Consider the following 25,034-nt stretch of genomic DNA (forward strand, 5'->3'; position numbering starts at 1 on the left):
GCTGTTTTATCAGATGGCAAAGTCTTCGACGGATTTACCTTCGGCGACCGCCTTGGCAATCACGGACGGCATGCGACCCTGACCGGTCCAGGTTTTTTCCACGCCGTTGTCCATATAGCGATATTTGGCCGGGCGAGGGGCACGTTTGCTCTTGGTCGCCTTGGCCGGTTCGGCTGCGACTGTGCCAACCAGTTCAGCCGGATCAATACCGGCGGCTTTCAGCATTTCGGCATATTCATTAATTTTGCGCTGATGTTCTTCACGAGCCTGACGCTCGGCGGCTTCATCCTGCTGGCGTTCGCCGACAATCGCGGAGAGTTTTTCCAAGCCTTCTTCCAATTGTTCCAGCGTCAGCTCACGGCAAGCGGCGCGCAGGCTACGGATATTCAGCAGTACTTTCAAAAATTCGTTCATAGTGTTCACCACGCGAGCAAAAGAGTGAATTAAATAAAAATAGTTATTTTGGCTAATTTATACGGCCGTTCGGGATTAAGTCAAGCAAGTCGAATTAATAAATTCATGCCTGGAATTAAGTAATGCAATTGAATTCAGGCCCGATTCAGCAATATTGGCCAGTGGCATACTCGACTGAGTTCCAAGTAGATGAAAATAGCGACAAAATCATAATGTTTGCACCATTTGACTACCTCTTTGCCCTTTTGATCTGGCTTGCTTGGGGATTTAATCAAAAAACTTGCTATAACGTGTCGGCACGATAAAATGTGCCTCGAATACCTTTAAGTAGAGGCGCGCTGCCTATGACTACTTGTGCGGAGGGTGATGCCGATGATGCACAAGGAAAGGAGTCAGCGCCGAAGTGGCCAGGCCATCATACCGGGCTGCTGGTTCTGCATCTAATAGGTGCAGGACTGCCATAGTCATCCACTATGGAGCGCTACCTGAAGGGGCTGAGGAGTATTACCTCCCCATGGGTTTTGTTTCTTTATCCTCTCGGTAGATCTCCACCTGCTGTCTTTAGGTGCAAAGAGATCATGGACATCGTTCACTACGCCGACTCCGGTTGGTCAATCATTCCCCCTCTGCTGGCCGTCGCACTGGCGATCCTCACCCGCCGTGTGCTGCTGTCGCTGGGTGTCGGTATCGTTACCGGCAGCCTGCTGCTGAACCAGTTTTCCCCCCTCGATTCCCTGCATTACATGTTGAACACAGTGCTCAAGATCTTCTGGGTCGACGGGGCGCTCAACCGTGACAACATCAATATGCTGCTGTTCATGCTGCTGCTGGGTGGCCTCATCAGCCTGATGAGCGTCTCCGGTGCGACCCGGGCGTTTGCCGAGTGGGCCGCCAAGCGTGCCAGGACCCGCAAGGGGGCCAAGGCGCTCACCGGCATGATGGTGTTTGCCTTCTTCATCGATGACTTCTTCCACAGCCTGTCGGTGGGGGCCATCTGCCGTCCGGTCACCGACCGCTTCCAGATCTCCCGGGCCAAGCTGGCCTACTTGCTGGACTCCACCGCGGCGCCGGTCTGCGTACTGATGCCCATCTCCTCCTGGGGGGCCTACATCATCGCCCTGGTGGGCGGCATCATGACGGCTCACGGCATCACCGGGCAGAGCCCCATCTCCGCCTTCGTCGAGATGATCCCGATGAACCTCTATGCGGTGTTCACCCTCATCATGGTGCTGGTGGTGATCGCGTTTCAGCTCGACATCGGTCCGATGCGCCAGCACGAGCAGTGGGCGCTGGAAGGCAAGCTGTGGGATGAGTCCAAAGGCCGCCCCATCGGTCTGGACATGGAGAGCCCGGAGGAGAGCAACGGCGGCATGATCGACATGGTGCTGCCGATCCTGACCCTGACCGCGGCCACCGTCTACTTCATGATCGACTCCGGTGCCGCCGTGCTGGCCGCCAATGGCGAGCCGTTCAGCGTCCTTGGCTCGTTCGAGAATACCAACGTGGGTTCCTCCCTGGTCTACGGCGCCCTGTGCAGCCTGGTGGTTTCCATCGGTCTGGCCATGCGTCTGAAGCTCGGTGCCAAGAACTGGCTCAAGGCCGCGCCGCAAGGGGTGATGGCCATGCTGCCGGCCATCAACATCCTGCTGTTTGCCTGGACCATTGGCGCCGTGGTGCGCGATGTGGAGACCGGCAAGTACCTGGCCTCCCTGGCCAACGGCAATCTGCCGGTGGAAGTGCTGCCGGCCTTGGTGTTCGTGCTCTCCTGCGCCATGGCGTTTGCCACCGGCACCAGCTGGGGCACCTTCGGCATCATGCTGCCGCTGGCGGGTGACATGGCGGCGGCCAGCGATGCGGCCCTGATGTTGCCGATGCTGGCCGCCGTGCTGGCGGGGTCGGTGTTCGGGGATCACAGCTCGCCCATCTCCAGCACCAGTATTCTGTCTGCTACCGGCGCCGGTTGCCATCATATCGATCACGTGATGACCCAGTTGCCCTATGCCCTTGCCATTGCCTTTGGCGCCGCCCTCGGTTATCTGGTGATGGGACTGATGCACTCGGTGCTGGCGGGCTTCAGCGTCAGCGCCCTCTGGTTCGTCATCTTCTCCAGCTACCATTTGCGCAAGGCAAGGTCCCAGGCGGACCTGGCTGTTGCTTAAAACGTACAAGGGGCCGCAAGGCCCCTTGGTTTTGTTGGAGGCTTTGGTTAGCATGCGCCCCATAAATTCAGTTTCGGAACAGTATCATGGCTTCACTGCACTACAAGTTTGCCACCATGAATTCAGGCAAATCGACCCAGCTCATTCAGGCGCACTTCAACTATCTGGAGCGGGGCATGCATCCCTTGGCCATGACACCCGCCATCGACGACCGCTTCGGGGTCGGGGTGATCAGCGCCCGGGTGGGGTTGGAGCTGAAAGTCGAAGTGTTCAGAGAGCGCTGTGATCTGTTCGAGATGGTGAAAGCCCGTCATGCCGAGAAGCGTATCGATGTGTTCATCGTCGATGAGGCCCAGTTCCTGACCAGGGAGCAGGTCTATCAGCTGGCCCGTATCGTCGACGAGCAGGACATTCCGGTGATCGCCTACGGCCTCAAGACCGATTTTCGCGGCGAGCTGTTTCCCGGCTCCTATCATCTGCTCTGCCTGGCCGACAAGTTCGAGGAGCTGAAAAGCATCTGCTGGTGCGGCAACAAGGCGCACATGAACTCCCGGGTCAATGAAGCAGGCCAGGTGATGCGAGATGGCGAGCAGGTGGAGATCGGCGGCAACGATCGCTATGTCTCCCTGTGCCGCAAGCACTACCTGGAAGGGCGGGCTTTCAAATAACCCGCGGCTGATGGGGATAACATGAACAAGCAAGGCGCCAATCTGGCGCCTTGTTTGTTTCCGAGGGGTCAATCGATCTCGATATCGACGGGGGCGATGATGGGATCGGCCACCGGCAGGCGGTGGAACAGCTGGCGAAAGTGCTGCTGTACCCGACCGATATCCACCAGCGACATGCCGGAGGCGAAGCCAAACCAGACGTAGAGGCCGGTGAGATCGCGAAACATGGTGGGCAGATAGCGCGGAGCGTCGATAAGCCCCTCCAGGTAGTGCTGATAGAGCACCGGGATGTCGTCCAGGGTCACCTTGCCGACAAACAGCATGGGAAGGATCTCGGGGACTCCCTCCAGTACGGCGCTGCGGATGAAGTTGACCGTCTCCACATAACCCTTCACATAGGAGAGATCCTTGGTGAAGCAGGCCCCCCCCTCGACCATGCCGCCGCGAAACACCCGCTGGGTGATCTTGTAGGCGTCGTGTTCGCTGGCACCCTGGCCGACGAAATGGCGGAACACCTCGATGAAGTCGGCGCCGTGCTCCGCCATATCGATGGCCATCACCCGATCCGAGATGCGCTTGGCCCTGTCCGGAAAGGAGCTGAAAGTGAGGGTCTCTATCAGTACCGCCAGCCCCTCCTGGCAGGCGGTGATGCGCGGCGAGCCGGCACTGAGCCAGGTGGCATAGGGTTGCTGGCGCCCGTTGAGGGTAGTGCCCACATGCACCCAGCCCTCATGGACCTCCAGCACTTGCAGGTCGAGTTCGGAGAAACGGGCGTGGGAGTTGAGCTTGATGTAATCGCCGCCGGCCGCGGCATCCGAGACGATGCCATCGCTCAGCTTGACCTGCACTGTGCCGTCACTGAAGTAGTTCGACAGCTTGCCCTGCAACCTGGCCACCGCCGCTTCCCCCTCGAACTCCTTGGGGTAGGGACGCACCAGGTGGCGGGCGCCGGGCAGGGAGAAGATGTCGCACAGCCTGGCGCCCAGCTCCTTGAGGGTCTTGCGATCGCCGCGCAGGTGATCGCCGGCCGAACCGTAGAGCAGCCGGCTGTAGCGCAGAAAGTCCGGTTGCCCGCGCTGGCGCAGCATCTCGATGACCACCATGTATTGATCCACCGTCTCCTGCAGGATGCGGCCAAGATCATCCTGGGGACCGAGCCGGCGCCGGATCCTGTCCCGCAGCTCCTTGAGTTCCAGGTACTTGTTGCGGGGATCGAAGCCGAGGGGAAGGCCATCATAGAAGGCCTTGTCGACGGCTGGCAGCGTGCGCCCTCCGCTGGCCAGAAAGTCGGCCTGCAGGTGACGGGGCCACTTGATGGCATCCAGAATGCGGATGGGCTTTTGCAGGATCAAGAGTTCATCCGAGAGGGATTTCAGATGCAGACGGTACTTTTCTTGGATGGTCATTTAGCCCCCTGTGGGGCGAGTGTGGCGCTGGAATGGGCTGAGTATATGCAGGCTGCTTGCCAAAAAGAAGCGAGGGCCGTGCTTATCCGGCCAGTGCGCTTTTGGTTGCCGGAAAATTGGTTTAGACTGCGCCCCTTGATCCCAATTGTGTCGTGGAAATGATGAATATCCCCAGCTCCGAAATGATAATGCGTTGGTTGCAGCAGGCTCGTATCGAGCACTATGTCTGTGATCAGTGCCATGGTATCCACATTGTCTCCCTGCAGTCCGTCGAGGGCATCCAGGAGAGCCGGATCTTCGTTGAAGAGGAAGGGGTGCTGTTTTCATCCGAGCTGGAGGTGCGTCCCTCCGCTTTGCTGCCGCTGGTGGCCGAGCTGGGTCGCCTCAACATGCAGTACCCGTCGCTCAAGGTGTTCCTCGACATCATCGATGACAACCTGCCGCGGCTGGTGGTGGGGCATACCGTCTTTACCAAGGCGGGGCTCTCCGTCGAGCAGTTCCTGCTATTTGTCGAGAGCACCATAGCCGCGACCCATGAAGTGGTCTCCGAATGCGAGCGGTTGGGCTTCCTGAATCTGCCGGAAATCCAGGTTGCACCGGAGTCTGTGCACTGATTTGTGCGTTAAATGTGCGAACGGTTCGCCTGATGCAAAAAGCCGTTGACGCCGGCGGGGCTTTCCCCTAAATTACGCCCCGTTCCAGCGCAACGGCGCAACGAACGAAGTGCTGGCTGAGCACGTTAAACAACAGACCAAAATTTGGTGAGGTGTCCGAGTGGCTGAAGGAGCACGCCTGGAAAGTGTGTATACGGCAACGTATCGAGGGTTCGAATCCCTCCCTCACCGCCAAATTTAAAGAACCGACCTGATGGTCGGTTTTTTGCTTTGGGGGAAGAATTATCAGCTCATCTCGAAGAGGGAGGGTGAGAACCCTCGCCGGGTTTGAGCAGAGCAGCTTGCTGCGATGAACGGCCGCAGGCCGCCCCGAAGGGGTGAGCCACGCAGTGGCGAATCATCCCTCCCTCACCGCCAAATAAAACAAAAGGCCCCGTCGCAAGACGGGGCCTTTTGTTTTATTTAGTCATGAATCTCTCGGCATCATCCCCCTGGGAACGAGGGGCAGTGATTTCCCCGCCGGACATGTATCCGGGCTGCTCCGTGCTCTATAGCCCCGTTATTGGGTGCCAAGGCGTGCCATCACTCGGCGGTGCCCATCAATCTGGGTAAGCATGCCAATACCGCATCCAGGGGCTCGCTGCTTTGATGGGCACGGCACAACACGATGGCGCCCTCTATGCTGGCGATGATCCCCAGAGCACAGGCTCTGGCAGAGGCGTCGGCCTGCCCCTGTGCCATCAGGTGATCGGCAATCAGCTGTTGCCAGTGGCCAAAGACCTGGGCCACCGCCTCCTTGATTGGCTCCCCATCCTCTTCATGCTGCGCTTCGATGGCCGCTGCCACGATCGGGCACCCCGCGCGAAAGTGAGATTGCGTCAACCGCTCACGCCAGTGGGATACAAACAGACCGAGACCCTGCCAGGCATCGGCCTGCAGGCAGCGCTGCAGTTGCTCGGATGCCTGGGCGCCGGCCCAGTGTATTGCCTCCGTCACTATCTGATTCTTGCCGCTGGGAAAATGATGATACGTGGAACCCAGGGGGGCATCGGCGAACTTGCTCACTTCACGGATGCTGATCCCTCTCAAACCATGCCGTGCCAGCATGGCGGCAGCGGCCTCAATCACCCGTTGACGCCCGGTCGATGTGCACTCTTTCACGCTGCACCCTCTTGCTATGACGAGTGTCATAGTATAGCGTTCGGAGCATGACTATGACAATCGTCATACTTCAGGGAGGAATATGGCTGCTATCTCGTTTCACACCGACGATGACTATCTGATCCAGGGGCAACTGTACCCGGCAACAGGGCAGGTGCAGGGCAAGATCATCGTCGCGGGGGCTACTGGCGTGCCGCAGGGCTTCTATCGTCGCTTTGCCGAGTTCGCCAGTGAGCAAGGGTTTACCACCCTGACTTTTGACTACCGGGGCATAGGCGCGTCAAAACCCGCGTCACTCAAAGGCTTCGAGATGGATTTGCTCGATTGGGGAAGGCGCGATCTGGCCGCCGCAGTGGAAACCATGAGCGGGGACGATCTCCCCCTGTTCGTCATCGGCCATTCCTATGGTGGGCACGCCTTCGGCCTGCTCCCCAATCATCGGAAAGTCTCCGGGCTCTATGTCTTCGGCACCGGGGCCGGGTGGCACGGCTATATGCCCTTCAGCGAGCAGCTCAAGGTGCTCACCATGTGGAACACAGTGCTGCCGCTGCTGACCTGGTGGAAAGGCTATTGCGCGTGGAGCCTGCTGGGCATGGGAGAAGATTTGCCAAAAGGCGCCTTTGTACAATGGCGGTACTGGTGCCGTTTTCGTCACTATTTCTTTGACGACCCGGCGATGCGTGGCATCGAGCGTGCTTACCAAAGCGTCCAGACTCCCATTGTGGCGGCCAATGCGCTGGACGATCGCTGGGCGATGCCCGCATCACGCGACGCCTTCATGAAGCACTACAGTAATGCTCCCGTGACGCGTGTTGATCTCTTTCCTCATACTTTGGATGGAGCAATCGGCCATATGGGCTATTTTCGCAAGTCTGCCACGCCCCTGTGGCAGGCCAGCCTCGCCTGGTTCAAGTCATTGGAGGGGATTCGCTGAGTCCATGCGGATAAGGTCGTGGCACCTTGCTCCTGAATTCCCCATCAGGCAAAGGCCCCGTCGCAAGACAGGGCCTTTTGCTTATCAGGGGCCGGATTGTCACCTCGCGGTGGCCGCCCTCAGCCTGATTGCTCAGGCCAGCTTCAACATCGGCATCTGTTCGCGGCTGTCGCAATGTGCGAGATGCACCCGGCTGGTCAGGCGGGTGAGCAGCTCGTAGGGGATGGTGCCTATCTTCTCGGCTACCTGCTCCACCGGCAGTCCTTCCCCCCACAGTGTCACCTCATCCCCCACCTTGTCGCTGGCCGCCGGGCCCAGATCGACGGTGATCATGTCCATGGAGACCCGACCCACGATGGGCACCCGACGGCCATTGATCAGCATGGGGGTCCCTTCGGGAGCCATGCGCGGGTAGCCATCTCCATATCCCGCAGCCACCACGCCGAGGGTGGTGTCCCGATTCGCCACCCAGTGACCCCCATAGCCGACCGCCTCACCCTGCAGGCAGGCCCGGGTGGCGATGAGCTGGCTCTTGAGGGTCATGACCGGACGCAGGTCGTGGTCGGCGGCGAGCTGGCCGGTAAAGGGGGAGGCGCCATAGAGCATGAGGCCAGGGCGGATCCAGTCACTGCGCGAGGCCGGCCAGGCGAGGATGCCGGCGGAGTTGGCCATGGCCCGCTCGCCCGGCAGATGGGCAGAGAGGCGGTTGAACTCCTCGATCTGCAGCAAAGTGGCCTGGGTATCCTGCTCATCGGACTGGCTGAAGTGGGTCATCAGCTGGAACGGTTGCACTACGTTGTGGCAATGACTCAGCCGCTCGATAAAGGCGGGCAGCTCCTCGGCGCGCAGGCCGAGCCTGTTCATCCCGGTATCGAGCTTGAGCCACACCTTGATGGGGGCGGGCAGAGTGGCCTGTTCGAGCAGCGCCAACTGCTCCCAGGTATGCAGGGTGGTCTGCAGATCGTGTTTGGCCAGCAGCGGCAGCGCCTCGGCACTGAAGAAGCCCCCCAGCACCAGAATGGGCTTGGTGATGGCGTTGGCACGCAGCACCAGCGCCTCCTCGACCCTGGCCACGGCATAGGCATCGGCCTGGGCGAGGGCATGGGCCACCGGCAGCAACCCGTGACCATAGGCATTGGCCTTGAGTACCGCGATGATCTTGCTGTGGGGGGCGTGGCGGCGTGCCACGGCGAAATTGTGCTGGAGTGCATCCAGATCGATGCTGGCCGTAACTGTGTTCATCATGGGGTCGGGTGTCTGCTCGATGAGAAGTTGGCTGCTGGTCTCAATCCTGATCCTGTGATCCCGGTGGCTGCGACGGGCAAACGGGGGGGTCACCGAACCATGTTGTTTTATATGCTCTAAATTGTGAAAAGATGTTATCAGTTGTTTTTTGGTTGGTAAATTATGTGGCGAATGGGAATGTGAAAATGGGCAAAATACGGGATATTCCTCTGTATAAATTCGCCTGCCGACGCTTTCTCTGGCTCCCTATCGGGCAATATTTATCACTGGTTTTGCCCCTTCAAACGGGAGGGGAATCGCGCCTTTTTCGCACATTGCTGGCGGTTTTTTGCACCGGCTGCGCGAAGGCTGGGTTGCCAACCCCTGGCAAAGGTGCGGGCAGGCGCATGGCAGAGGAGAAAAGCAGGCTGCCAGATCCATGGGAGGTGTAAGGTGGCACTGCCGGATGAAGAGGGCATCCCGTCGAGCCGGTGAGTGGTGTACGCCAGCAAGAAGGCTGGTGGCCGGTTTGGTGGCGCACGTGGCCGGGGGAGGCAGATCATCCGTGGCCAGGGATGGTGAGGCATGATGTGGGTCGGTTAATTAATCAAGCGGCGAAGATCAGCCTTGAACAGCAGGGGGAGTTATTTCTTAAAAGCTGATAATAAATATCGTTCGCGCGTCCATTCCACTTGTTTACACATACTAATACAAATATAAAGATATATATTATCAACCACTTTTGGCGAGGTGAAATAGCCTATGGCTGGTAACATAAAGACCCTGTCAAATAGTGTGACAACGCTTTCATTCTGATTATTTAACATCACGAATTAACGGGTAATTTAAATGGTGTTAATTCTTTAAAATTCAAAAATACCCCCTAGTGGGTATTTTTATCTCTTCGCAAGGGTTTTGTAAGTATATGCTACATATGAAGTTTTTAAATTAACTGTGATGAGTTTCTATTTGAGTAATGCCCCGTCACTTGATGGAGATCAACACAATGCCGGGGGGGAGTACTTAGCATTTCCGCTATTAAGCATTTATCAAACAAGTGCTCACTACGGGAATAAAAAGAATGGTCGAGGATACTTTTTTATCGGCTCATGGAATTAATCGCCGTGACTTTATGAAATTGTGCGCCGGGATGGCCGCAACCCTTGGATTAAGCCAGCACGCCGTGGCCAAGATGGCCACCGCGCTCACCAGCCCCGAGCGGCCACCGGTGATCTGGATAGGGGCGCAGGAGTGTACCGGTTGCACCGAGTCGCTGCTGCGCGCCACCCACCCCACCATCGAGAACCTGATCCTCAACACCATTTCGCTGGAGTATCACGAGGTGCTCTCGGCGGCCTTCGGCCATCAGGCCGAAGAGAACAAGCACAATGCCATCGAACGCTACAAGGGCAAGTATGTGCTGGTGGTGGACGGCTCCATCCCGCTTAAAGATGGCGGCATCTATTGCATGGTGGCAGGTGAGCCCATCGTCGACCATATTCGCCGCGCGGCTGCCGATGCGGCTGCCGTCATCGCCATCGGCTCCTGCGCCGCCTGGGGCGGGGTGCCCGCCAGCGGCGGCAACCCGACCGGTGCCGTCAGCCTGGAGGAGGCCCTCGGCAACCTCGGCACGCCGATTATCAATATCCCGGGCTGCCCGCCCAACCCCCACAACTTCCTCACCACGGTCGCCTACTACATCACCTACGGCAAGCTGCCGGCGCTCGATGCCAAGAAGCGGCCGCTGTTTGCCTATGAGCGGCTCATCCACGAAAACTGCGAGCGTCGTCCGCACTTCGACGCCGGTCGCTTCGCCAAGGAGTTCGGCGACGAGGGCCACCGTCAGGGCTGGTGTCTCTATCACCTGGGCTGCAAGGGGCCGGAGACCTACGGCAACTGCTCGACCCTGGAGTTCTGCGACGTGGGCGGCGGCATCTGGCCGGTGGGCATCGGCCACCCCTGCTACGGCTGCAACGAGCAGGGAGTGGGCTTCAGCAAGGGGATCTTCCAGCTCGCCAAGGTGGAGAATCCCACCCCGCGGGTGAACAAGCCCGACGTGGCCATCCAGGAGGGAGGGCACATGTCGCCCACTGCCACCGGCCTTATCGGAGGGGCGCTCGGGGTGCTGGTCGGGGTGAGTCTGATGACGGTGCGCGAGCTCGGCCGCCAGCAGAAGCGCCATGAAGCCGGGCAGCACACCTCACGGGAGGAGTGACCGTGAACAGACGCAACTTCCTCAAATTCGCCTCTGTCGGTGCGCTGGCGGCGGGCACCACCGTCTCCGGCACTGCCCTGGCGGCGGCCGAGAACAAGCCGCCCATTCCCGGCGCGCTCGGCATGCTCTACGACTCCACCCTCTGCATCGGCTGCCAGGCCTGCGTGGCGGAGTGCCAGCGCCTCAACGGCAACCCGGCCAATCCGGCCGGGGAAGCGACCTGGTCCAACAACGACAAGCTGAGCCCCTACACCAACAACATCATTCAGGTGTGGAAGAGCGGCACGGGTGAGCACAAGGATCAGCTGGTGGATGGCTATGCCTACATCAAGAAGCAGTGCATGCACTGTGTCGATCCCAACTGCGTCTCCGTCTGCCCGGTGCAGGCGCTGACCAAGGATCCCAAGACCGGCATCGTCCACTACGACCCGGACGTCTGCACCGGCTGCCGCTACTGCATGGTGGGCTGCCCGTTCGACGTGCCCAAATATGACTACGACAATCCGTTCGGGGCGATCCACAAGTGCGAGCTCTGCAACCAGAAGGGGCTTGAGCGCATCGATCAGGGCAAGTTGCCCGGCTGCGTCGAGGTGTGCCCCACCGGCGCCGTCATCTTCGGCACCCGGGAGGCGCTGATGGCCGAGGCCAAGCGCCGGCTGCTGGCCACCCCGGGCAGCGAATACGCCTACCCGCGCCAGACCTTCAGCGCCAACGACCCCTACCTGCATGAAGTGCCCAACTACCAGCCTTACGTTTATGGCGAGAAGGAGGGGGGCGGCACCCAGGTGCTGGTGCTGGCCGGGGTGCCCTACAGCAAGCTCGACATGCCTGATTTGCCGGAGCTCTCCTCCGGGGCCCGCTCCGAGCATATCCAGCACACCCTCTACAAGGGGATGGTGCTGCCGCTGGTGGTGCTGACCGGGCTCTCGGTGCTCATTCGCCGCAACACCAAGGACCATCAGGATGGCGACGATCATGACTCGCACGCGGGCCATGACAAGCAATCGGGAGGCAAAAATCATGAGTAATCACAAGGCACATCCGCTGGGAGGCAGGCTGGTCAGCTGGCCGGTCATGGTGCTGGCGCCGTTCGTCATCCTGTGCGGCATGCTGATCCTCAAACGCCTCATCTTCGGGCTGGGCTCGGTTACCGATCTGAACGGTGGCTACCCCTGGGGGCTCTGGATCTCGTTCGATCTGCTGATCGGCACCGGTTTCGCCTGCGGCGGCTGGGCGCTGGCCTGGGCGGTCTATGTGTTCAACCGGGGCGAGTATCACCCCCTGGTGCGACCGGCCCTGCTGGCGAGCCTGTTCGGCTATTCCCTGGGCGGTCTCTCCATCACCATCGACGTAGGCCGTTACTGGAACCTGCCCTACTTCTACATTCCGGGTTTCTTCAACACCTCCTCGGTGCTGTTCGAGACGGCGGTCTGCATGACCATCTACATCGGGGTGATGGCGCTGGAGTTTGCCCCTGTGCTGCTGGAGAAGTTCGGCTGGAAGGCCTCCATGGCGCGGCTCAACAAGATCATGTTCTTCATCCTGGCGCTGGGGGCCCTGCTGCCCACCATGCACCAATCCTCCATGGGCTCCCTGATGATAGTGGCGGGTGAGAAGATCCATCCGCTCTGGCAAAGCTATGAACTGCTGCCGGTCTTCTCGCTTCTGACCGCCTTCATCATGGGCTTCTCCATCGTGGTGTTTGAAGGATCTTTGGTGCAGGCGGGGCTGGCGGGGCGCGGCCCCAACGAGAAGTCGCTCTTCTACAAACTGACCCAGGTGATCGACATCTTCCTGATCCTGTTCGTGGCGCTGCGCTTTGCCGAGATCGTCATCAACGACAAGTCGGAGTACCTCTCCCAGTGGAATCGCTACGCCTTGATGTTCTGGTGCGAGATCGCGCTGATGATCTTCCCGCTGCTGGTGTTCCACTGGGACAAGAGCCGCCGCGATTCGCGCATGTTGTTCCTGGGGGCCCTCAGCATGCTGCTGGGCGCCGCCCTCTGGCGACTGGACTACTCCCTGCTCGCCTTCAACCCCGGCAATGGCTACCACTACTTCCCCTCCGCGGCGGAAGTGCTGATCTCCCTGGGCTTCGTCGCCATCGAGGTATGTGCCTATTTGCTGCTGATCCGGCTCTTGCCGGTACTGCCATCACTTGAACGTGTTCACCAAGATTATCAGGCCCGAGGGAAAGCCAACGTATGAGCCAACGTATCACCATAGACCCCATCACCCGCATCGAGGGTCACCTGCGTATCGACTGTGAAATCGAAGGCGGCGTCGTCACCAAGGCCTGGTCATCCGGCACCATGTGGCGCGGGATGGAGGAGATCGTCAAGGGCAACGACCCGCGCGATGCCTGGATGATAGTGCAGCGCATCTGCGGGGTGTGCACCTCCATTCACGCCATCGCCTCGGTGCGGGCGGTGGAGAACGCCATCGGCGCCAAGGTGCCGGTCAACGCCCAGTACATCCGCAACCTGATCATTGCGGCCCACAACATCCACGATCACATCGTCCATTTCTATCAGCTCTCCGCGCTGGACTGGGTGGACATCACCGCGGCACTGCAGGCCAATCCGCAAAAAGCGGCGGACATGCTCAAGGGGGTATCGACCTGGTCCCTCAACAGCGCCGAGGAGCTCGCCAAGGTACAGGAGAAGATCCGCGCCCTGGTGGCGAGCGGCCAGCTCGGCATCTTTGCCAACGGCTATTGGGGCCACAAGGCGATGAAACTGAGCCCGGAGGTGAACCTCATCGCCGTGGCCCACTACCTGCAGGCGCTGGAGTGCCAGCGCGATGCCAACCGCATCGTCGCCATCCTCGGCGGCAAGACCCCCCACATCCAGAACCTGGCGGTGGGCGGGGTGGCCAACCCCATCAACCTGGATGCGCCGAGCGTGCTCAACCTCGAGCGACTCATGTATGTGAAGAGTTTTATCGACCGGCTCGGCGAGTTCATCGAGCAGGTCTACAAGGTGGATGCCGCCATCATCGCCGCCCACTACCCCGAGTGGCTGAACCTGGGGCAGGGGGCCAAGCACTACCTGAGCGTGCCCGAGCTGCCCACCGACGGTGACGGCGGCAGCTTCCTGATGCCGGGCGGCTACATCGAAAACGGCGATCTGGCCGGCTATCGTCCCATCGAGAGCCATCAGGATGCCTGGCTGATGGATGGCATCGCCGAGAGCAACAAGCACGCCTGGTACAAGGATGACGCCCCCCTCAAACCCTGGGAGGGCAAGACCGAGCCCAACTACACCGGCTGGCAGGATGACGGCAAGTACTCCTGGGTCAAATCCCCCACCTTCTACGGCAAGGTGGTGGAGGTGGGGCCGCTCGCAGACCTCCTGGTGAAGCTGGCGGCCAAGCACCCGGAGACGGTGGCGCATTTCGATCAGCTGAACGGCCTCTACAACACGCTAACCGGTTCAGCCATCAAGACTGAACAGCTGCACTCCACCCTGGGCCGCATCATCGGCCGGGCGGTGCGCTGCTGTGTGCTCAAAGACACCTTGTCTCATCAGTGGAAGGCGCTGGTGGACAACATCGGCAAGGGGGATTTCAGCGCCTACATCAAGACCGAGATCCCGGCGGACAAGGAGTTTCGCGGGGTGGGCTTTGAAGAGGCGCCGCGCGGCATGCTCTCCCACTGGGTAGTCATCAAGGGCGGCAAGATCGCCAACTATCAGGCGGTGGTACCGTCGACCTGGAACTCGGGTCCGCGCAACTTCAACGACGAGCCCGGCCCCTACGAACAATCCCTGGTGGGCACCCCGGTGGCCGACCCCGCCAAGCCGCTGGAGGTGGTGCGTACCATCCACTCCTTTGACCCCTGCATGTCCTGCGCGGTCCACGTGGTGGATACCCAGAGCGGCGACGTGACTCAGGTGAAGGTGCTGTGATGAACACCCTGATCCTGGGCGTGGGCAACCTGCTCTTGAGTGATGAGGCCGTCGGTGTGCGCATCGTCGAGGGGCTGGAGCGTGACTACCGTTTCGCCCCCGGCATCGAGCTGCTTGACGGCGGCACCACCGGCATGGAGCTGATCGAAGCCATGGCCAGTCGCGACCACATCATACTGGCGGACGCGGTGCGCAGCGGCAATCCACCGGGTACTGTGGTGACCCTGAAGGATGAGGAGATCCCGACCCTGTTCGGTCGCAAGATCTCTCCCCATCAGCTGGGGCTGGCGGACGTGCTCTCGGCGCTGCACATGACAGGGGAATCCCCCAGGCGGCTCACCCTGATCGGGGTCGAGCCCGAATCCCTCGAACCCCGCATCGGCCTCACCCCCGTGGTGGCGGCGGCGCTGGGGGAGGCGACGGATCGGATATTGACCCTGCTGGCCAGTCTGGGGGCTCCGGCCACCCCGCTATCCGAGCAGGAGAAGGCCGAGCGAGCGCGGGAGGGCGTATGGCGCAATCCATTGTGAATGAGGCAGTAAACGAGACAGTGAACGAAGCCACGAAAGAGCCGGCGCAGGAGTTTAGCGGTTTTGCCGCGAACCCTGCCCCGCGCTTGGTGGCCCAGTATGAGCGGATCGCGCAGCAAGAGATGCAGGCGCTGCCTTTCTATCACCCGGCCATGCCCATAGTCGCCGAGTGCACCCTGTTTGAAGGGCAGTGGCTCGGCTGCGTGCTCACCCCTTGGATGCTGAGCGTGGTGGTGCTGCCGGGGCCGGAGCAACTCTGGCCGGTACGCAGCAGCAGCGCTCGGCTCGCCCTGCAGCTCCCCTGCGGCAACCTGACCTTTATGGTGGGGGCATTGCCCGAGACGGGGCAGTTGCTGGCCTGCTCGCTCATGTCCCCCATCGACCCGCATCTCGGGGCTGACGAGGGGCGAGCGTTGGTGGGCAGCACCCTCAAGATGTTGCTTTCGCTTCCGGTGCAGCAGGGGGAGGGCGGCGTGAACTTGAGCCGGCGTCGCCTGTTCAGCGGCCGGCGTGGCGACCCTGTGGGCGACACCCAGCGCTAGGTCTCATCTGCAATCAGGTTTAGAATAGGGGCCGTTTTGGCCCCTCACTCGCTTCTGTCGTGCCCCTGTTTTTTGGGTAGTGAGTGGTAAAACGAACAAGGGATCTTATGACCATTCAATGCTTTGGCTGCCATTCAGGCAGCAACGCCGGCCGCCGCAAAGGCCTCTCTGTCACGGCGGCCGCCTTGCTGGCCCTGCTCTCGGGCGGTTTTTCTTCCATGGTGCTGGCTGCCCAGCCCGTCCCCGCCGAACTCAAGCTCGCCATCGGCAGTGAGCCCACCGAAGGGTTCGACCCCCTGCTCGGCTGGAGCCACGGCAGCTACCTGCTGTTGCACAGCCCGCTGCTCAAACAAAACGCCGATCTCAGCTGGCAGAACCTGCTTACCCAGGCGGTGACCCCGAACCAGGATGGCAAGGGGTGGCTTATCCGCCTCAAGCCGGATCTGAAGTTCTCCAACGGCGCGCCGCTCACCGCCGAAGACGTCGCCTTTACCTACAACAGCGCAGCCCAGGGCGGCGGCAAGATCGACATGGGCAACTTTGTCTCGGCCAAGGTGGTGTCGCCCACCCAGGTGGAGATTGCTTTAAGCGCCCCCCAGAGCACCTTCGTCAACGTGCTGGGATCGCTCGGCATCGTGTCGAAACGGGATTACGACGCAAAAGCTTACGCCCGCCATCCGGTCGGTGCCGGCCCCTACCGGCTGGTGAGCTTCCTGCCCGGTCAACAGCTGGTGGTGGAGGCCAACCCCCATTACGCCGGCGGCAACAATGACTTCAAACGGCTGGTCTTTGTCTTTATCGATGAAGAGAGCGCCTACGCCGCCGCCCAGAGCAGCCAGCTTGACCTGGTGCGCATTGCCCCGTCACTGGCGCCCACAGTCCCCGACACCCTCAAGCTCTGGGTACGGCCAAGCGTGGAGAACCGCGGCATCGTCTTCCCCATTCCGCCAGCGGGTGGCAAGGATGCCAAGGGTTATCCCATCGGTAACGACGTGACCTCGGACGTGGCGGTGCGCCGCGCCATCAACTACGCCATCGACCGCAAGCTGCTGGCAGACCAGCTGCTGGAAGGGCATGCCATCCCGGCTTACAGCGCGGTAGAAGGCTTGCCCTGGCTGAATCAAGCCACCGCTTTCAAGGATGGCGATGCGGCCCACGCCAACGGCCTGCTCGACGAGGCGGGTTGGCAGATGGGGAGCGACGGCGTTCGCCATAAAGGCAATCTGCGCGCCGCCTTTACCCTCTGGTACACCAGCGGCGACAGCACCCGCCGGGATCTGGCGGAAGCGGTGCGGGCCATGCTCAAACCCATCGGCCTCGAAGTGAGCCTCAAGTCCGGCAGCTGGGAGCAGGTGGAGCGGGAGATGCACGCCAATCCGGTGCTGATGGGGTGGGGGAGCCTGGATCCCATGGAGCTCTATCATCACTACCAGAGCGGTTCCGCCGGCGTGGAGTTCTACAACCCGGGTTATTACAGCAATCCGGTGGTGGATGGCTACCTCAAGCAGGCGCTGGATGCCCCCGATTGGCAGGCGGCTGTGCCGTTCTGGCAGCAGGTGGAGTGGGATGGCAAGCGTGGCGCCGGAGTGCAGGGGGATGCCGCCTGGGCCTGGCTGCTCAATGTGCAGCACACCTATCTCGCCAACCGCTGCATCGACCTTGGCAAGGGGGCGCCGGAAATTCACGGTAGCTGGTCCCTGCTCAACAATCTGCAGGATTGGCGGTGGACGTGCCGCTAAGTTCGTCCACCATGATGACTGCAACACTGAAAGCCCTGCTGCGGCTGGCAGGGCTGCTCTGTCTGGTCTCTGTCGCCACCTTTGTGCTGCTGAGCTACTCCCCCATCGACCCCATCAAAGCCTATATCGGGAGCGATCTGCTCCATGTACCGCCCGAGCAATACGCCCGCATCGCCGCTCGCTGGGGGCTAGATCAGCCGCTCTGGCTGCGCTACTGGCACTGGTTCAGCCAGGTGCTGCAGGGGGATCTCGGCTACTCCATGCTCTACAACGCACCGGTGGGTGCAGTCATAGGCCAGCGTTTTGCTGCCTCCTTCCTGCTGCTGGCGGGCGCCTGGTTGCTCTCCGGCTGTTTCGGGATTTTGCTGGGCCTCTGCGCCGGTCGCTATCTCAACCGCTGGCCCGATCGCCTTATTTGCCGCTTTGCCTACCTGCTCGCCTCCTTGCCTACCTTCTGGGTTGGCCTGTTGCTGCTGGCGCTGTTTGCGGTGCACTGGCCTTGGCTTCCGGTCTGCTGCGCCTGGACGCCGGGGCTCGCTGCCGATGAGGCGGATTGGGCCATGCGGTTGCGTCATCTGCTGCTGCCGGTGACCACCCTGGCGCTGCTGGGGCTTGGCAATATCGCCCTGCACACCCGGGCGCGGGTGGCAGAGGTGCTGGCGAGTGATTTTATCCGCTATGCCCGCGCTCAGGGGGATGGCGGCTGGCCCATGCTGCGTTTTCACGTGCTGCGCCATGCCCTGACCCCGGCGCTCTGCCTGCAGTTTGCCTCGCTTGGTGAGCTTATCGGTGGATCGCTCTTGGCAGAGAAGGTCTTCTCCTATCCTGGGCTCGGCCAGGCCACCGTGGATGCGGGGCTGCGGGGGGATATCCCCCTGCTGATGGGCATAGTGCTCTTCTGCACCCTGCTGGTTTTTTTGGGCAACACGGCGGCGCGGGTACTGCTGGCCCGCATCAATCGGGGCTGGGAGGGGGAGCATGCTGTTTAATCCGCTTCCCTCCATAGTGCGCCTCGCTGTAGCCCTGATTGGATTGGCGCTGCTGGCCACTTACGGCTGGAGCCTCTCTCATCAGGATGTGCCGATGGATCTGCTGGCGCGCCAGCAGCCCCCCTCGCTGGTGCACTGGTTCGGGACCGATCAGATGGGACGGGATCTCTGGCTGCGGGCCTTTCAGGGTACCCTTACCAGTCTGGAGCTGGGCATCAGCACGGCTCTCTGCAGTGGGCTGCTGGCCATGGTGGCGGCCAGCCTCTCGCTCATTCACCCCAGGTGCGATGCGGCGGTGCGCCTCGTGATCGACGCCATGCTGGCGCTGCCCCATATGCTGCTCTTGATCCTTATCTGCTTTACCGCGGGGGGCGGCATGCGCGGGGTGATCCTGGCGGTGGCGCTCACCCACTGGCCCAAGCTGGCGCTCATTCTCTGTGCCGAGGCGCGGCGCATCGCCAGCAGCGACTACGTGGTGCTGGCGCGCTGTCAGGGGATGGGGGCGCTGCGCCGCTGGCGTACCCACCTGCTGCCGGGGCTGTTGCCCCAGTGGTTTATCGGCACCCTGCTGATGTTCCCCCACGCGGTGCTGCATAGCGCGGCGCTCAGTTTTCTGGGATTCGGTCTGGCGGCCCACGAGGCCTCGCTGGGTCTGCTGCTGGCCGATGCCCTGCGTTATCTGGCAGGCGGCGGCTGGTGGCTGGCCCTCTTCCCCGGGCTGATGCTGCTGACGTTGGTCCTGCTGTTTGATCAGGCTACCCGAGCATTGCAACAACTCTGGTTTGGGGGTGAACCATGCTGAGTTTTGACCAGGTGACCATAGAGGCGGCTCACTACTCCTGGCTGGGGCGGCGCAGCTGGCGACCGCTGTTGACCGATATCAGCCTGCAACTGGCGCCGGGGGAGATAGTGGCGCTGGTGGGGGGGAGCGGCGAGGGCAAGAGCCTGCTGCTGCAAAGCGCCCTGACCCTGCTGCCGGACAACCTGCGCATGCGCGGCACCATCTCCCTCGATGGCGTGCCCCTGTGCGACGCCAGCCGGGCCAGACTGCGCGGTCACACCCTCTGCTATGTGCCGCAGGGGGTGAGCGCCCTCAATCCGCTGCTGACGGTGGAGCGCCAGCTGGGGCGGGCGGCGCGCCTCTGCGGTCAGAGCGGTTCCCGCGAGCGGCTCGGCCAGCAACTGCTGCGCTACCAGCTGCCCGTCACCACTCTGGACAGCTATCCGCGCCAGCTCTCCGGCGGCATGGCCAAGCGCATTCTGGCCTGCACCGCGGCGCTCGGCGGTGCCCGCTACATTCTGGCAGACGAGATCACCGCCTGGCTCGACGAGGGGCTGGCCTGTCTGCTGCTCGGCCAGTTGCGTGAATTGGCCAATCAGGGCAGCGGTATCCTCTGGGTGACCCACGATCTGGCGCTGGCGGCTCGCTTTGCCGATCGCATTGTGGCGCTGCATCAGGGGCAGGTGAGCGATACCTTGAGCTGCCACCATCTGCGCCAGGGGCAGGGGAGCGAGATGCTCAGAGCCCATTGGCAGGCGCTGCCCGAGTTCAATGCGCTCTTCTCTGTGCCGGAGGTCTCCTGATGTTGGAAGTACGAAATCTCACCATCGCCCAGGGGGAACGTCCCCTCTGGCAGGGGTTATCGCTGACAGTGAAAGCGGGCGAACGGCTCGGCATCTCCGCCCCGAGCGGTTATGGCAAGACCACGCTGGGGCGGGTATTGGCGGGTTGGCAACCGGTTGGGGCTGGCGGGAAGATCCTGCTGGATGGGCAGCCGTTGGCCAAACCGGTGAAGGGCTACAACCCCATCCAGCTGGTGCCCCAGCACCCGGAGCGCACCTTCAATCCCTATCGCACCACCGGGCAGGCTCTGTGGGATGTGTGGCGCCCCGATGACGCCATGCTGGCCCGCTTTATGGTCAAGCCTGAATGGCTTGGCCGTAAACCCGGTCAGCTCTCCGGCGGCGAGCTGGCCCGCATCGCGCTGCTGCGCGCCCTCGATCCCCGCACCCGTCTGCTGATTGCTGACGAGGTGACCGCCCAGCTGGATCCGCAAATTCAGCGCCAGCTCTGGCGGGAGTTGATGATGGAGTGCGAGCAGCGCGGGCTTGGCATGGTGATATTCAGTCACCAGCAGGCGCTGCTGCGCCAGATCTGCCATCGGGTGCTGCGCTTTGGCGAGATGCAGCCCGAATCTGGGGAGCTGACCGAAAGCGCAGCTTGATAGTTGGTTCCCCCTCATCCCCAACCCTTCTCCCGCAAGGGGAGAAGGGAGTGGAAGGTGCCATCTCACCACGCTCGGGGTTTAGGGTTTGGAGAACCTTGGGGTTTGAAGATATGGCTGGTTGTTATGCTCGAAGCCCCCTGAGGGGTTTGAGGGCGTCGTATAGCCGCGGCATCCACAAACCGGTTCCCTCTCCCTGGGGAGAGGGCCAGGGTGAGGGGGCGCGAGTATGAAACGTTGGCCATTCTGTACAGAGAGAATCGTTGGCAAAGCGCGCAGATAAAAGAGAGGGAGGCATCGGCCTCCCTCTCTTGTTTTCTACCGTTATCAGCGGCGTTTAGCCGGTTCAGGCACTGGCCAGCCAGTTGAGCCAGGCATCCATCCCTTCGCCTGTGGTGGCGCTGACCTGGATCACCTGAATATAGGGGTTGACCCGTTTGGCGTTCTCGATGCAGCGGGCCACGTCAAAACTGACGTAGGGCAGCAGATCAGTCTTGTTGATCACCATCAGCTGGGCGGCGGCAAACATGTCCGGGTATTTCAGCGGCTTCTCTTCCCCCTCGGTGACGGAGAGGATCGCCACCTTGTACTTCTCGCCGAGATCGAAGCTGGCGGGGCAGACCAGATTGCCCACGTTCTCGATAAAGAGGATGCCCCCTTCATTGGCGGGCAGCTGGTGGCAGGCGTCGTGGACCATCTTGGCGTCCAGATGGCAGCCCTTGCCGGTGTTGATCTGCACGGCAGGGACACCGGTGGCACGGATGCGATCCGCATCTCTGCTTGTCTGCTGATCCCCCTCGATCACCGCGCAGGGGCGCTTGTCGGCCAGCTGGCGCAGGGTTTCGCACAGCAGGGTGGTCTTGCCTGAACCCGGGCTAGAGACCAGGTTGAGCACCAGCTGGTCTGCGGCAGTGAAGTGTTCGCGGTTGTGGGCCGCCAGCGCGTTGTTCTTGGCCAGCACATCCATCTCGATGGCGATCAGCTGGCGCTGCCCCATGCCGGGCACCGACAATCCCGCTTCCCCTTTGCCGTAGTGCAGATCACCCTGCTGATGGTCATGGTCATGGTCATGGTCATGGTCATGGTCATGGTCATGGTCATGGTCATGGCTGTGATCATGGGGATGCGCATGGGAATGGCCGTGGTCATGAGAGTGGGGATGATCATGATGATGGTCGTGGGGGTGATCATGCCCCTCATGGCTTATGGGAGCCCGCACCCCGTGGTAGTGGTGATGGACATCCCCCTGATGGTGATAGTGGTGGTGAATGATGAGGGTGCGCGGCGCACTCTGCTGGTGGTCATGATGGTGATGGGCGTTATGAGCATGATGATGGTCGTGCTCATGACCATGTTCGTGATGATGCTCATGATCGTGCTCATGATCGTGCTCATGGCCGGCGATCCGCGTCTGGCCGCATCCGCATACGCTACACATATCAACTTACCTCGATGTCGGTGATGCGCAGGCTATCACCTTGCGCGACTCGTAATTTGTATCCACCACACTCGGGACAGGCCTGCCCGCGCTCGGTGAGGGTGACCGTCTGGTTGCAGTCGTAACACCAGGCCTCTGCCGCCTGGTGCTGAAAGTGAAGCTGGGCGCCTTGGGCCACGGTGCCCTTGGCGGCCGCCTCGAAACAGAAGGCAATGGTATCCGGGTCGACGCAGGAGAAGCTGCCGACCTCGAGCCAGAGGGCGGTCACCTTGTTAAAGCCCCGCTGGGTGGCCTGCTCGGCCGCCAGATCGATGGCGGCCATGGCCAGAGACATTTCGTGCATGGTGGCTCCTTAACCGATATGGGGAGGAGCAGTGACTCCTCCCTGTAATTGACGGAACGGCATGGCTGCTCAACAGATCCGCGGCAGCAGCTCCCCCTGCGGCAGCTCCAGATAACGGCGGCTGCCCCAGGGGTTGTTGAGGATCACCTTGTGGCGATCGCTCGCCTGCACCACGCCGATCTGGCTTGCCGAAGGGTTGAATTGCCGCAAGATGCCCAGCGCGTCCTGCACCTGTTCGGCAGGCAGAGCAAGCACCATGGTCCCCTCGTTGGCGAGATCATGGGGCTCGAAACCGTAGAGCTCGCACAGGCCGCGCACCGGATCGCACACCGGGATGGCGGACTCCTCCAGCTCGATGGCCACCTGGGAGGCGGTGCTCCACTCGTTGAGCACGGCGGCAAGGCCACCGCGGGTGGCATCGCGCAGGGCGTGAGGGGTAATGCCCGCTTTTAGCAGCGCTTCGACCTGTGGCCAGAGGGTGGTGCAGTCGCTCTTGAGATCAGATCCCAGTTGCAGGGCGTCACGGGCCATCAGGATGCAGGCGCCGTGGCTGCCGATATCCCGCGACACCAGAATGGCGTCACCGGCTTTGAGGCTCCGTACCGAGATGCCCCGGCTCTGTTCGGGCAGCGGGAAGGTGCCGACCCCGCTGGTGTTGATGAATATCTTGTCGGCCGCCCCCTTGGGCACCACCTTGGTGTCGCCGCAGACGATACGGGCGCCGCTCTTGGCAAGCTCTGATGCCATCGACTCGACGATGCGGGCGAGATCGGCGTAGGGGAATCCCTCCTCGATGATAAAGCTGGCGCTCAGATACTCGGGCTTGGCCCCCATCATGGCCAGATCGTTGACCGTACCGGCGATGGCCAGCTTGCCGATATCGCCCCCCTCGAAGAAGAGCGGCGAGACGGTAAAGCTGTCGGTGGTGAAGGCAACGGGGCCGTTTACCGGCAGCAGGGCGGCATCCTCACAGCGCAGCAGGATCTCGTTGCCAAAGTGGCGAAAGAAGAGCTGGTTGATCAGCTGGTTCATCTCCACACCGCCACCGCCGTGGCTTAACTGAATTTCTCTCATCGGGTCTGGTTCTCCACAAGATTGCCGAAACAGGCTGGTTCATCTCCACCCATCACCCGACCACCGTGGCTAAGTTGGATTTCTCTCATCGTTCCTGGATCCCCATATATCGGTAGTAGGCATTGCAGGCCCCCTCGGAGCTGACCATGCAGCTGCCCATGGGCTGGGTCGGGGTGCAGCCCCGGCCAAAGACCTTGCACTGGTTCGGCTTGGCCAGGCCGCGCAGGATATCGGCGCACTGGCAGGCCTTGTGGTCATCGATGGGAGTCTGATCAAGCTGGAAGTGGCGCTCCGCATCGCGCTTGGCAAAGGCATCGCGCAGGCGCAGGGCGGAGGCGTTGATATCCCCCAGACCTCGCCAGCGAAAGTGCTCGCGGGTCTCGAAAAAGCGCTCGACCAGCCGCTGGGCGGCTTTATTGCCGCTGGCGGTGACGGCGCGGCTGTATTGCACCTCCAGCGCGTAACGACCCTCCACCTTCTGGCGCACCATCATCAAGAGTGCCTCCATCACATCCACTGGCTCGAAGCCGCTCACCACCACAGGCACCTGATAGCGATCGACGATGGGCAGGTAGATATCGGCGCCGGTAATGACGCTGACGTGGGAGGGGCCGATAAAGGCGTTCACCTTGGCCACCCCGTCGGCCATCACGGCGTGAATGGCGGGCGGCACCAGCACATGGTTGATATGAAACAGCAGATTCTCGACCCCCTCTGCTTCGGCTGCTGCCAAGAGCGCCGCCGTCATCGGGGTGGAGGTTTCGAAACCGATGGCGAAGAAGACCACGGTGTTGTCCGGATTCTCTTTGGCGATACGCAGGGCATCGAGGGGGTCATAGACCGGGCGGATATCGCTCCCCTTGGCGCGCTGTTGGGCCAATGTGCCTTTGGAGCCCGGCACCCGGATCATGTCCCCCAGGGTGACCAGAATGACGCTGGGCTGGCTCGCCAGCTCGATGGCCTGATCGATGCGCTCTTTGGGCATGATGCAGACCGGGCAGCCGGGGCCGTGGACGAACTCGATGCTGGCCGGCAGCAGCTGGTGCAGGCCGTACTTCATGATGGTGTGGGTATGGCCGCCGCACACCTCCATCACCCGCAGCGGTTCGGGCAGATCTTTGGCGAGTTCAGTGATCTGGGCGGCGAGGGCGCGGATCACCTGGGGCTGGCGAAAGCCCTGAAAGAGGTCATTCAAGGTCAGCATGGCAAGATATCCTGCTCTGGCATCAGGGCCACCATCTGGCGGAAGCTCTCGAGGCTGGCCTGCGCCTCCTCCTGGTCAATCTTGCTCATCACAAAGCCGATATGGAGCAGCACATAGTCGCCCACCTGGAGAGGCTCTTCGAGCAGCATGCAGCTGACGCGCCGCTGCACCCCCAGGGTGTCGACGGTGACGCAGTTATCTTCGGGGTGCAGCTGCACCACCTGAGAAGGGATGGATAGACACATGG

25 protein-coding genes, 1 tRNA gene, 1 other RNA gene and 1 riboswitch are annotated in these 25,034 nt (G+C 61.5%); of the genes, 18 read left to right on the forward strand and 9 right to left on the reverse strand.

Annotated elements, in window-relative coordinates; all coding sequences use genetic code 11:
- Nucleotides 1-9: 9 nt before the first annotated feature.
- Nucleotides 10-414 (reverse strand): H-NS family nucleoid-associated regulatory protein, encoded by a 405-nt coding sequence (locus I6L33_RS13880; protein WP_005299952.1) that lies wholly within the window; start codon nt 412-414, stop codon nt 10-12.
- A 320-nt stretch (nt 415-734) separates the two neighbouring features.
- Nucleotides 735-906: riboswitch (Lysine riboswitch) on the forward strand.
- Nucleotides 907-992: 86 nt separating this feature from the next.
- On the opposite strand from I6L33_RS13880, the gene I6L33_RS13885 reads away from it, so the two are divergent.
- Both I6L33_RS13885 and I6L33_RS13890 read left to right on the forward strand, forming a co-directional pair.
- On the forward strand, nt 993-2,573 hold the full coding sequence (locus I6L33_RS13885; RefSeq protein ID WP_216972712.1) for a Na+/H+ antiporter NhaC family protein: 1,581 nt from the start codon (nt 993-995) through the stop codon (nt 2,571-2,573).
- A gap of 86 nt (nt 2,574-2,659) precedes the next feature.
- Nucleotides 2,660-3,241 carry a thymidine kinase gene (locus I6L33_RS13890; protein WP_005299956.1) on the forward strand — a complete coding sequence of 194 codons (582 nt, stop codon included), beginning with the start codon at nt 2,660-2,662 and terminating at the stop codon, nt 3,239-3,241.
- A gap of 68 nt (nt 3,242-3,309) precedes the next feature.
- Here I6L33_RS13890 and I6L33_RS13895 read toward each other — a convergent pair whose 3' ends face one another.
- Nucleotides 3,310-4,647, reverse strand: a complete 1,338-nt coding sequence (locus I6L33_RS13895) for a flavohemoglobin expression-modulating QEGLA motif protein (RefSeq protein WP_216972713.1) — start codon at nt 4,645-4,647, stop codon at nt 3,310-3,312.
- Between the two features lie 158 nt (nt 4,648-4,805).
- On the opposite strand from I6L33_RS13895, the gene I6L33_RS13900 reads away from it, so the two are divergent.
- The 3 genes from I6L33_RS13900 to I6L33_RS13910 all read left to right on the forward strand — a co-directional run bounded on the left by I6L33_RS13900 (nt 4,806) and on the right by I6L33_RS13910 (nt 5,678).
- Complete coding sequence (locus I6L33_RS13900) at nt 4,806-5,261, forward strand: YbjN domain-containing protein (RefSeq protein ID WP_005299960.1); 456 nt, start codon at nt 4,806-4,808, stop codon at nt 5,259-5,261.
- A 146-nt stretch (nt 5,262-5,407) separates the two neighbouring features.
- Nucleotides 5,408-5,495 (forward strand) — tRNA-Ser (locus tag I6L33_RS13905).
- Between the two features lie 54 nt (nt 5,496-5,549).
- Nucleotides 5,550-5,678, forward strand: a non-coding RNA gene (locus I6L33_RS13910) — RtT sRNA.
- Between the two features lie 165 nt (nt 5,679-5,843).
- Here I6L33_RS13910 and I6L33_RS13915 read toward each other — a convergent pair.
- The gene (locus I6L33_RS13915; protein WP_010633703.1) at nt 5,844-6,422 is read right to left on the reverse strand and encodes a TetR/AcrR family transcriptional regulator; all 579 of its coding nucleotides are present in this window, start codon (nt 6,420-6,422) and stop codon (nt 5,844-5,846) included.
- Nucleotides 6,423-6,504: 82 nt separating this feature from the next.
- Between I6L33_RS13915 and I6L33_RS13920 the strand changes: the two genes are divergently transcribed.
- Nucleotides 6,505-7,356 carry an alpha/beta fold hydrolase gene (locus I6L33_RS13920; protein WP_010633704.1) on the forward strand — a complete coding sequence of 284 codons (852 nt, stop codon included), beginning with the start codon at nt 6,505-6,507 and terminating at the stop codon, nt 7,354-7,356.
- Nucleotides 7,357-7,488: 132 nt separating this feature from the next.
- Here the strand turns inward: I6L33_RS13920 and alr are convergent, their stop codons facing one another.
- Nucleotides 7,489-8,601 (reverse strand): alanine racemase, encoded by a 1,113-nt coding sequence (gene alr / locus I6L33_RS13925; protein ID WP_208201317.1) that lies wholly within the window; start codon nt 8,599-8,601, stop codon nt 7,489-7,491.
- Between the two features lie 1,060 nt (nt 8,602-9,661).
- Between alr and hybO the strand changes: the two genes are divergently transcribed.
- The 11 genes from hybO (at nt 9,662) to I6L33_RS13980 (ending at nt 20,728) form a co-directional block, all read left to right on the forward strand.
- On the forward strand, nt 9,662-10,795 hold the full coding sequence (gene hybO / locus I6L33_RS13930; RefSeq protein WP_011706350.1) for a hydrogenase 2 small subunit: 1,134 nt from the start codon (nt 9,662-9,664) through the stop codon (nt 10,793-10,795).
- A gap of 2 nt (nt 10,796-10,797) precedes the next feature.
- Nucleotides 10,798-11,823 carry a hydrogenase 2 operon protein HybA gene (gene hybA, locus I6L33_RS13935; RefSeq protein WP_216972714.1) on the forward strand — a complete coding sequence of 342 codons (1,026 nt, stop codon included), beginning with the start codon at nt 10,798-10,800 and terminating at the stop codon, nt 11,821-11,823.
- Nucleotides 11,816-13,003, forward strand: a complete 1,188-nt coding sequence (gene hybB, locus I6L33_RS13940) for a Ni/Fe-hydrogenase cytochrome b subunit (protein ID WP_054544724.1) — start codon at nt 11,816-11,818, stop codon at nt 13,001-13,003. The genes hybA and hybB overlap by 8 nt, the downstream gene beginning before the upstream one ends.
- A complete protein-coding gene (gene hybC, locus I6L33_RS13945) occupies nt 13,000-14,703 on the forward strand; it encodes a hydrogenase 2 large subunit (protein ID WP_216972715.1) in 1,704 nt (567 codons plus the stop codon). The genes hybB and hybC overlap by 4 nt, the downstream gene beginning before the upstream one ends.
- The gene (locus I6L33_RS13950) at nt 14,703-15,233 is read left to right on the forward strand and encodes a HyaD/HybD family hydrogenase maturation endopeptidase (RefSeq protein WP_216972716.1); all 531 of its coding nucleotides are present in this window, start codon (nt 14,703-14,705) and stop codon (nt 15,231-15,233) included. The genes hybC and I6L33_RS13950 overlap by 1 nt, the downstream gene beginning before the upstream one ends.
- Nucleotides 15,215-15,775 (forward strand): hydrogenase-2 assembly chaperone, encoded by a 561-nt coding sequence (hybE, locus tag I6L33_RS13955; protein ID WP_017778888.1) that lies wholly within the window; start codon nt 15,215-15,217, stop codon nt 15,773-15,775. Before I6L33_RS13950 ends, hybE begins: the two co-directional genes overlap by 19 nt.
- A gap of 107 nt (nt 15,776-15,882) precedes the next feature.
- Nucleotides 15,883-17,514: an ABC transporter substrate-binding protein gene (locus I6L33_RS13960; protein ID WP_216972717.1), complete on the forward strand. Its 1,632-nt coding sequence runs from the start codon at nt 15,883-15,885 to the stop codon at nt 17,512-17,514.
- A gap of 11 nt (nt 17,515-17,525) precedes the next feature.
- Nucleotides 17,526-18,503, forward strand: coding sequence for an ABC transporter permease (locus I6L33_RS13965; RefSeq protein WP_216972718.1), 978 nt, complete (start codon nt 17,526-17,528; stop codon nt 18,501-18,503).
- Complete coding sequence (locus I6L33_RS13970; protein ID WP_216972719.1) at nt 18,493-19,305, forward strand: ABC transporter permease; 813 nt, start codon at nt 18,493-18,495, stop codon at nt 19,303-19,305. Before I6L33_RS13965 ends, I6L33_RS13970 begins: the two co-directional genes overlap by 11 nt.
- Nucleotides 19,299-20,087, forward strand: coding sequence for an ATP-binding cassette domain-containing protein (locus tag I6L33_RS13975; protein WP_216972720.1), 789 nt, complete (start codon nt 19,299-19,301; stop codon nt 20,085-20,087). The genes I6L33_RS13970 and I6L33_RS13975 overlap by 7 nt, the downstream gene beginning before the upstream one ends.
- Nucleotides 20,087-20,728 (forward strand): ATP-binding cassette domain-containing protein, encoded by a 642-nt coding sequence (locus I6L33_RS13980; RefSeq protein ID WP_216972721.1) that lies wholly within the window; start codon nt 20,087-20,089, stop codon nt 20,726-20,728. Before I6L33_RS13975 ends, I6L33_RS13980 begins: the two co-directional genes overlap by 1 nt.
- 346 nt (nt 20,729-21,074) lie before the next feature.
- Here I6L33_RS13980 and hypB read toward each other — a convergent pair whose 3' ends face one another.
- Entirely contained in the window at nt 21,075-21,935 is an 861-nt protein-coding gene (hypB, locus tag I6L33_RS13985) for a hydrogenase nickel incorporation protein HypB (RefSeq protein WP_216974135.1), read from the reverse strand.
- Here hypB and I6L33_RS22045 point away from each other — a divergent pair.
- Nucleotides 21,816-22,190 (forward strand): hypothetical protein, encoded by a 375-nt coding sequence (locus I6L33_RS22045; protein WP_254204933.1) that lies wholly within the window; start codon nt 21,816-21,818, stop codon nt 22,188-22,190. The genes hypB and I6L33_RS22045 overlap by 120 nt on opposite strands.
- Here the strand turns inward: I6L33_RS22045 and hypA are convergent.
- From hypA to I6L33_RS14005, 4 genes are all read right to left on the reverse strand, one after another.
- Nucleotides 22,168-22,509 (reverse strand): hydrogenase maturation nickel metallochaperone HypA, encoded by a 342-nt coding sequence (gene hypA, locus I6L33_RS13990; RefSeq protein ID WP_216972722.1) that lies wholly within the window; start codon nt 22,507-22,509, stop codon nt 22,168-22,170. The genes I6L33_RS22045 and hypA overlap by 23 nt on opposite strands.
- 69 nt (nt 22,510-22,578) lie before the next feature.
- Nucleotides 22,579-23,583: a hydrogenase expression/formation protein HypE gene (gene hypE / locus I6L33_RS13995; RefSeq protein ID WP_216972723.1), complete on the reverse strand. Its 1,005-nt coding sequence runs from the start codon at nt 23,581-23,583 to the stop codon at nt 22,579-22,581.
- Between the two features lie 85 nt (nt 23,584-23,668).
- Complete coding sequence (gene hypD / locus I6L33_RS14000; protein WP_216972724.1) at nt 23,669-24,787, reverse strand: hydrogenase formation protein HypD; 1,119 nt, start codon at nt 24,785-24,787, stop codon at nt 23,669-23,671.
- The gene (locus tag I6L33_RS14005; protein WP_124253047.1) at nt 24,781-25,032 is read right to left on the reverse strand and encodes a HypC/HybG/HupF family hydrogenase formation chaperone; all 252 of its coding nucleotides are present in this window, start codon (nt 25,030-25,032) and stop codon (nt 24,781-24,783) included. The genes hypD and I6L33_RS14005 overlap by 7 nt, the downstream gene beginning before the upstream one ends.
- Nucleotides 25,033-25,034 lie beyond the last annotated feature (2 nt).

Origin of the sequence: Aeromonas sp. FDAARGOS 1403, assembly GCF_019047325.1 — a bacterium.
GTDB classification, from domain to species: domain Bacteria; phylum Pseudomonadota; class Gammaproteobacteria; order Enterobacterales; family Aeromonadaceae; genus Aeromonas; species Aeromonas dhakensis.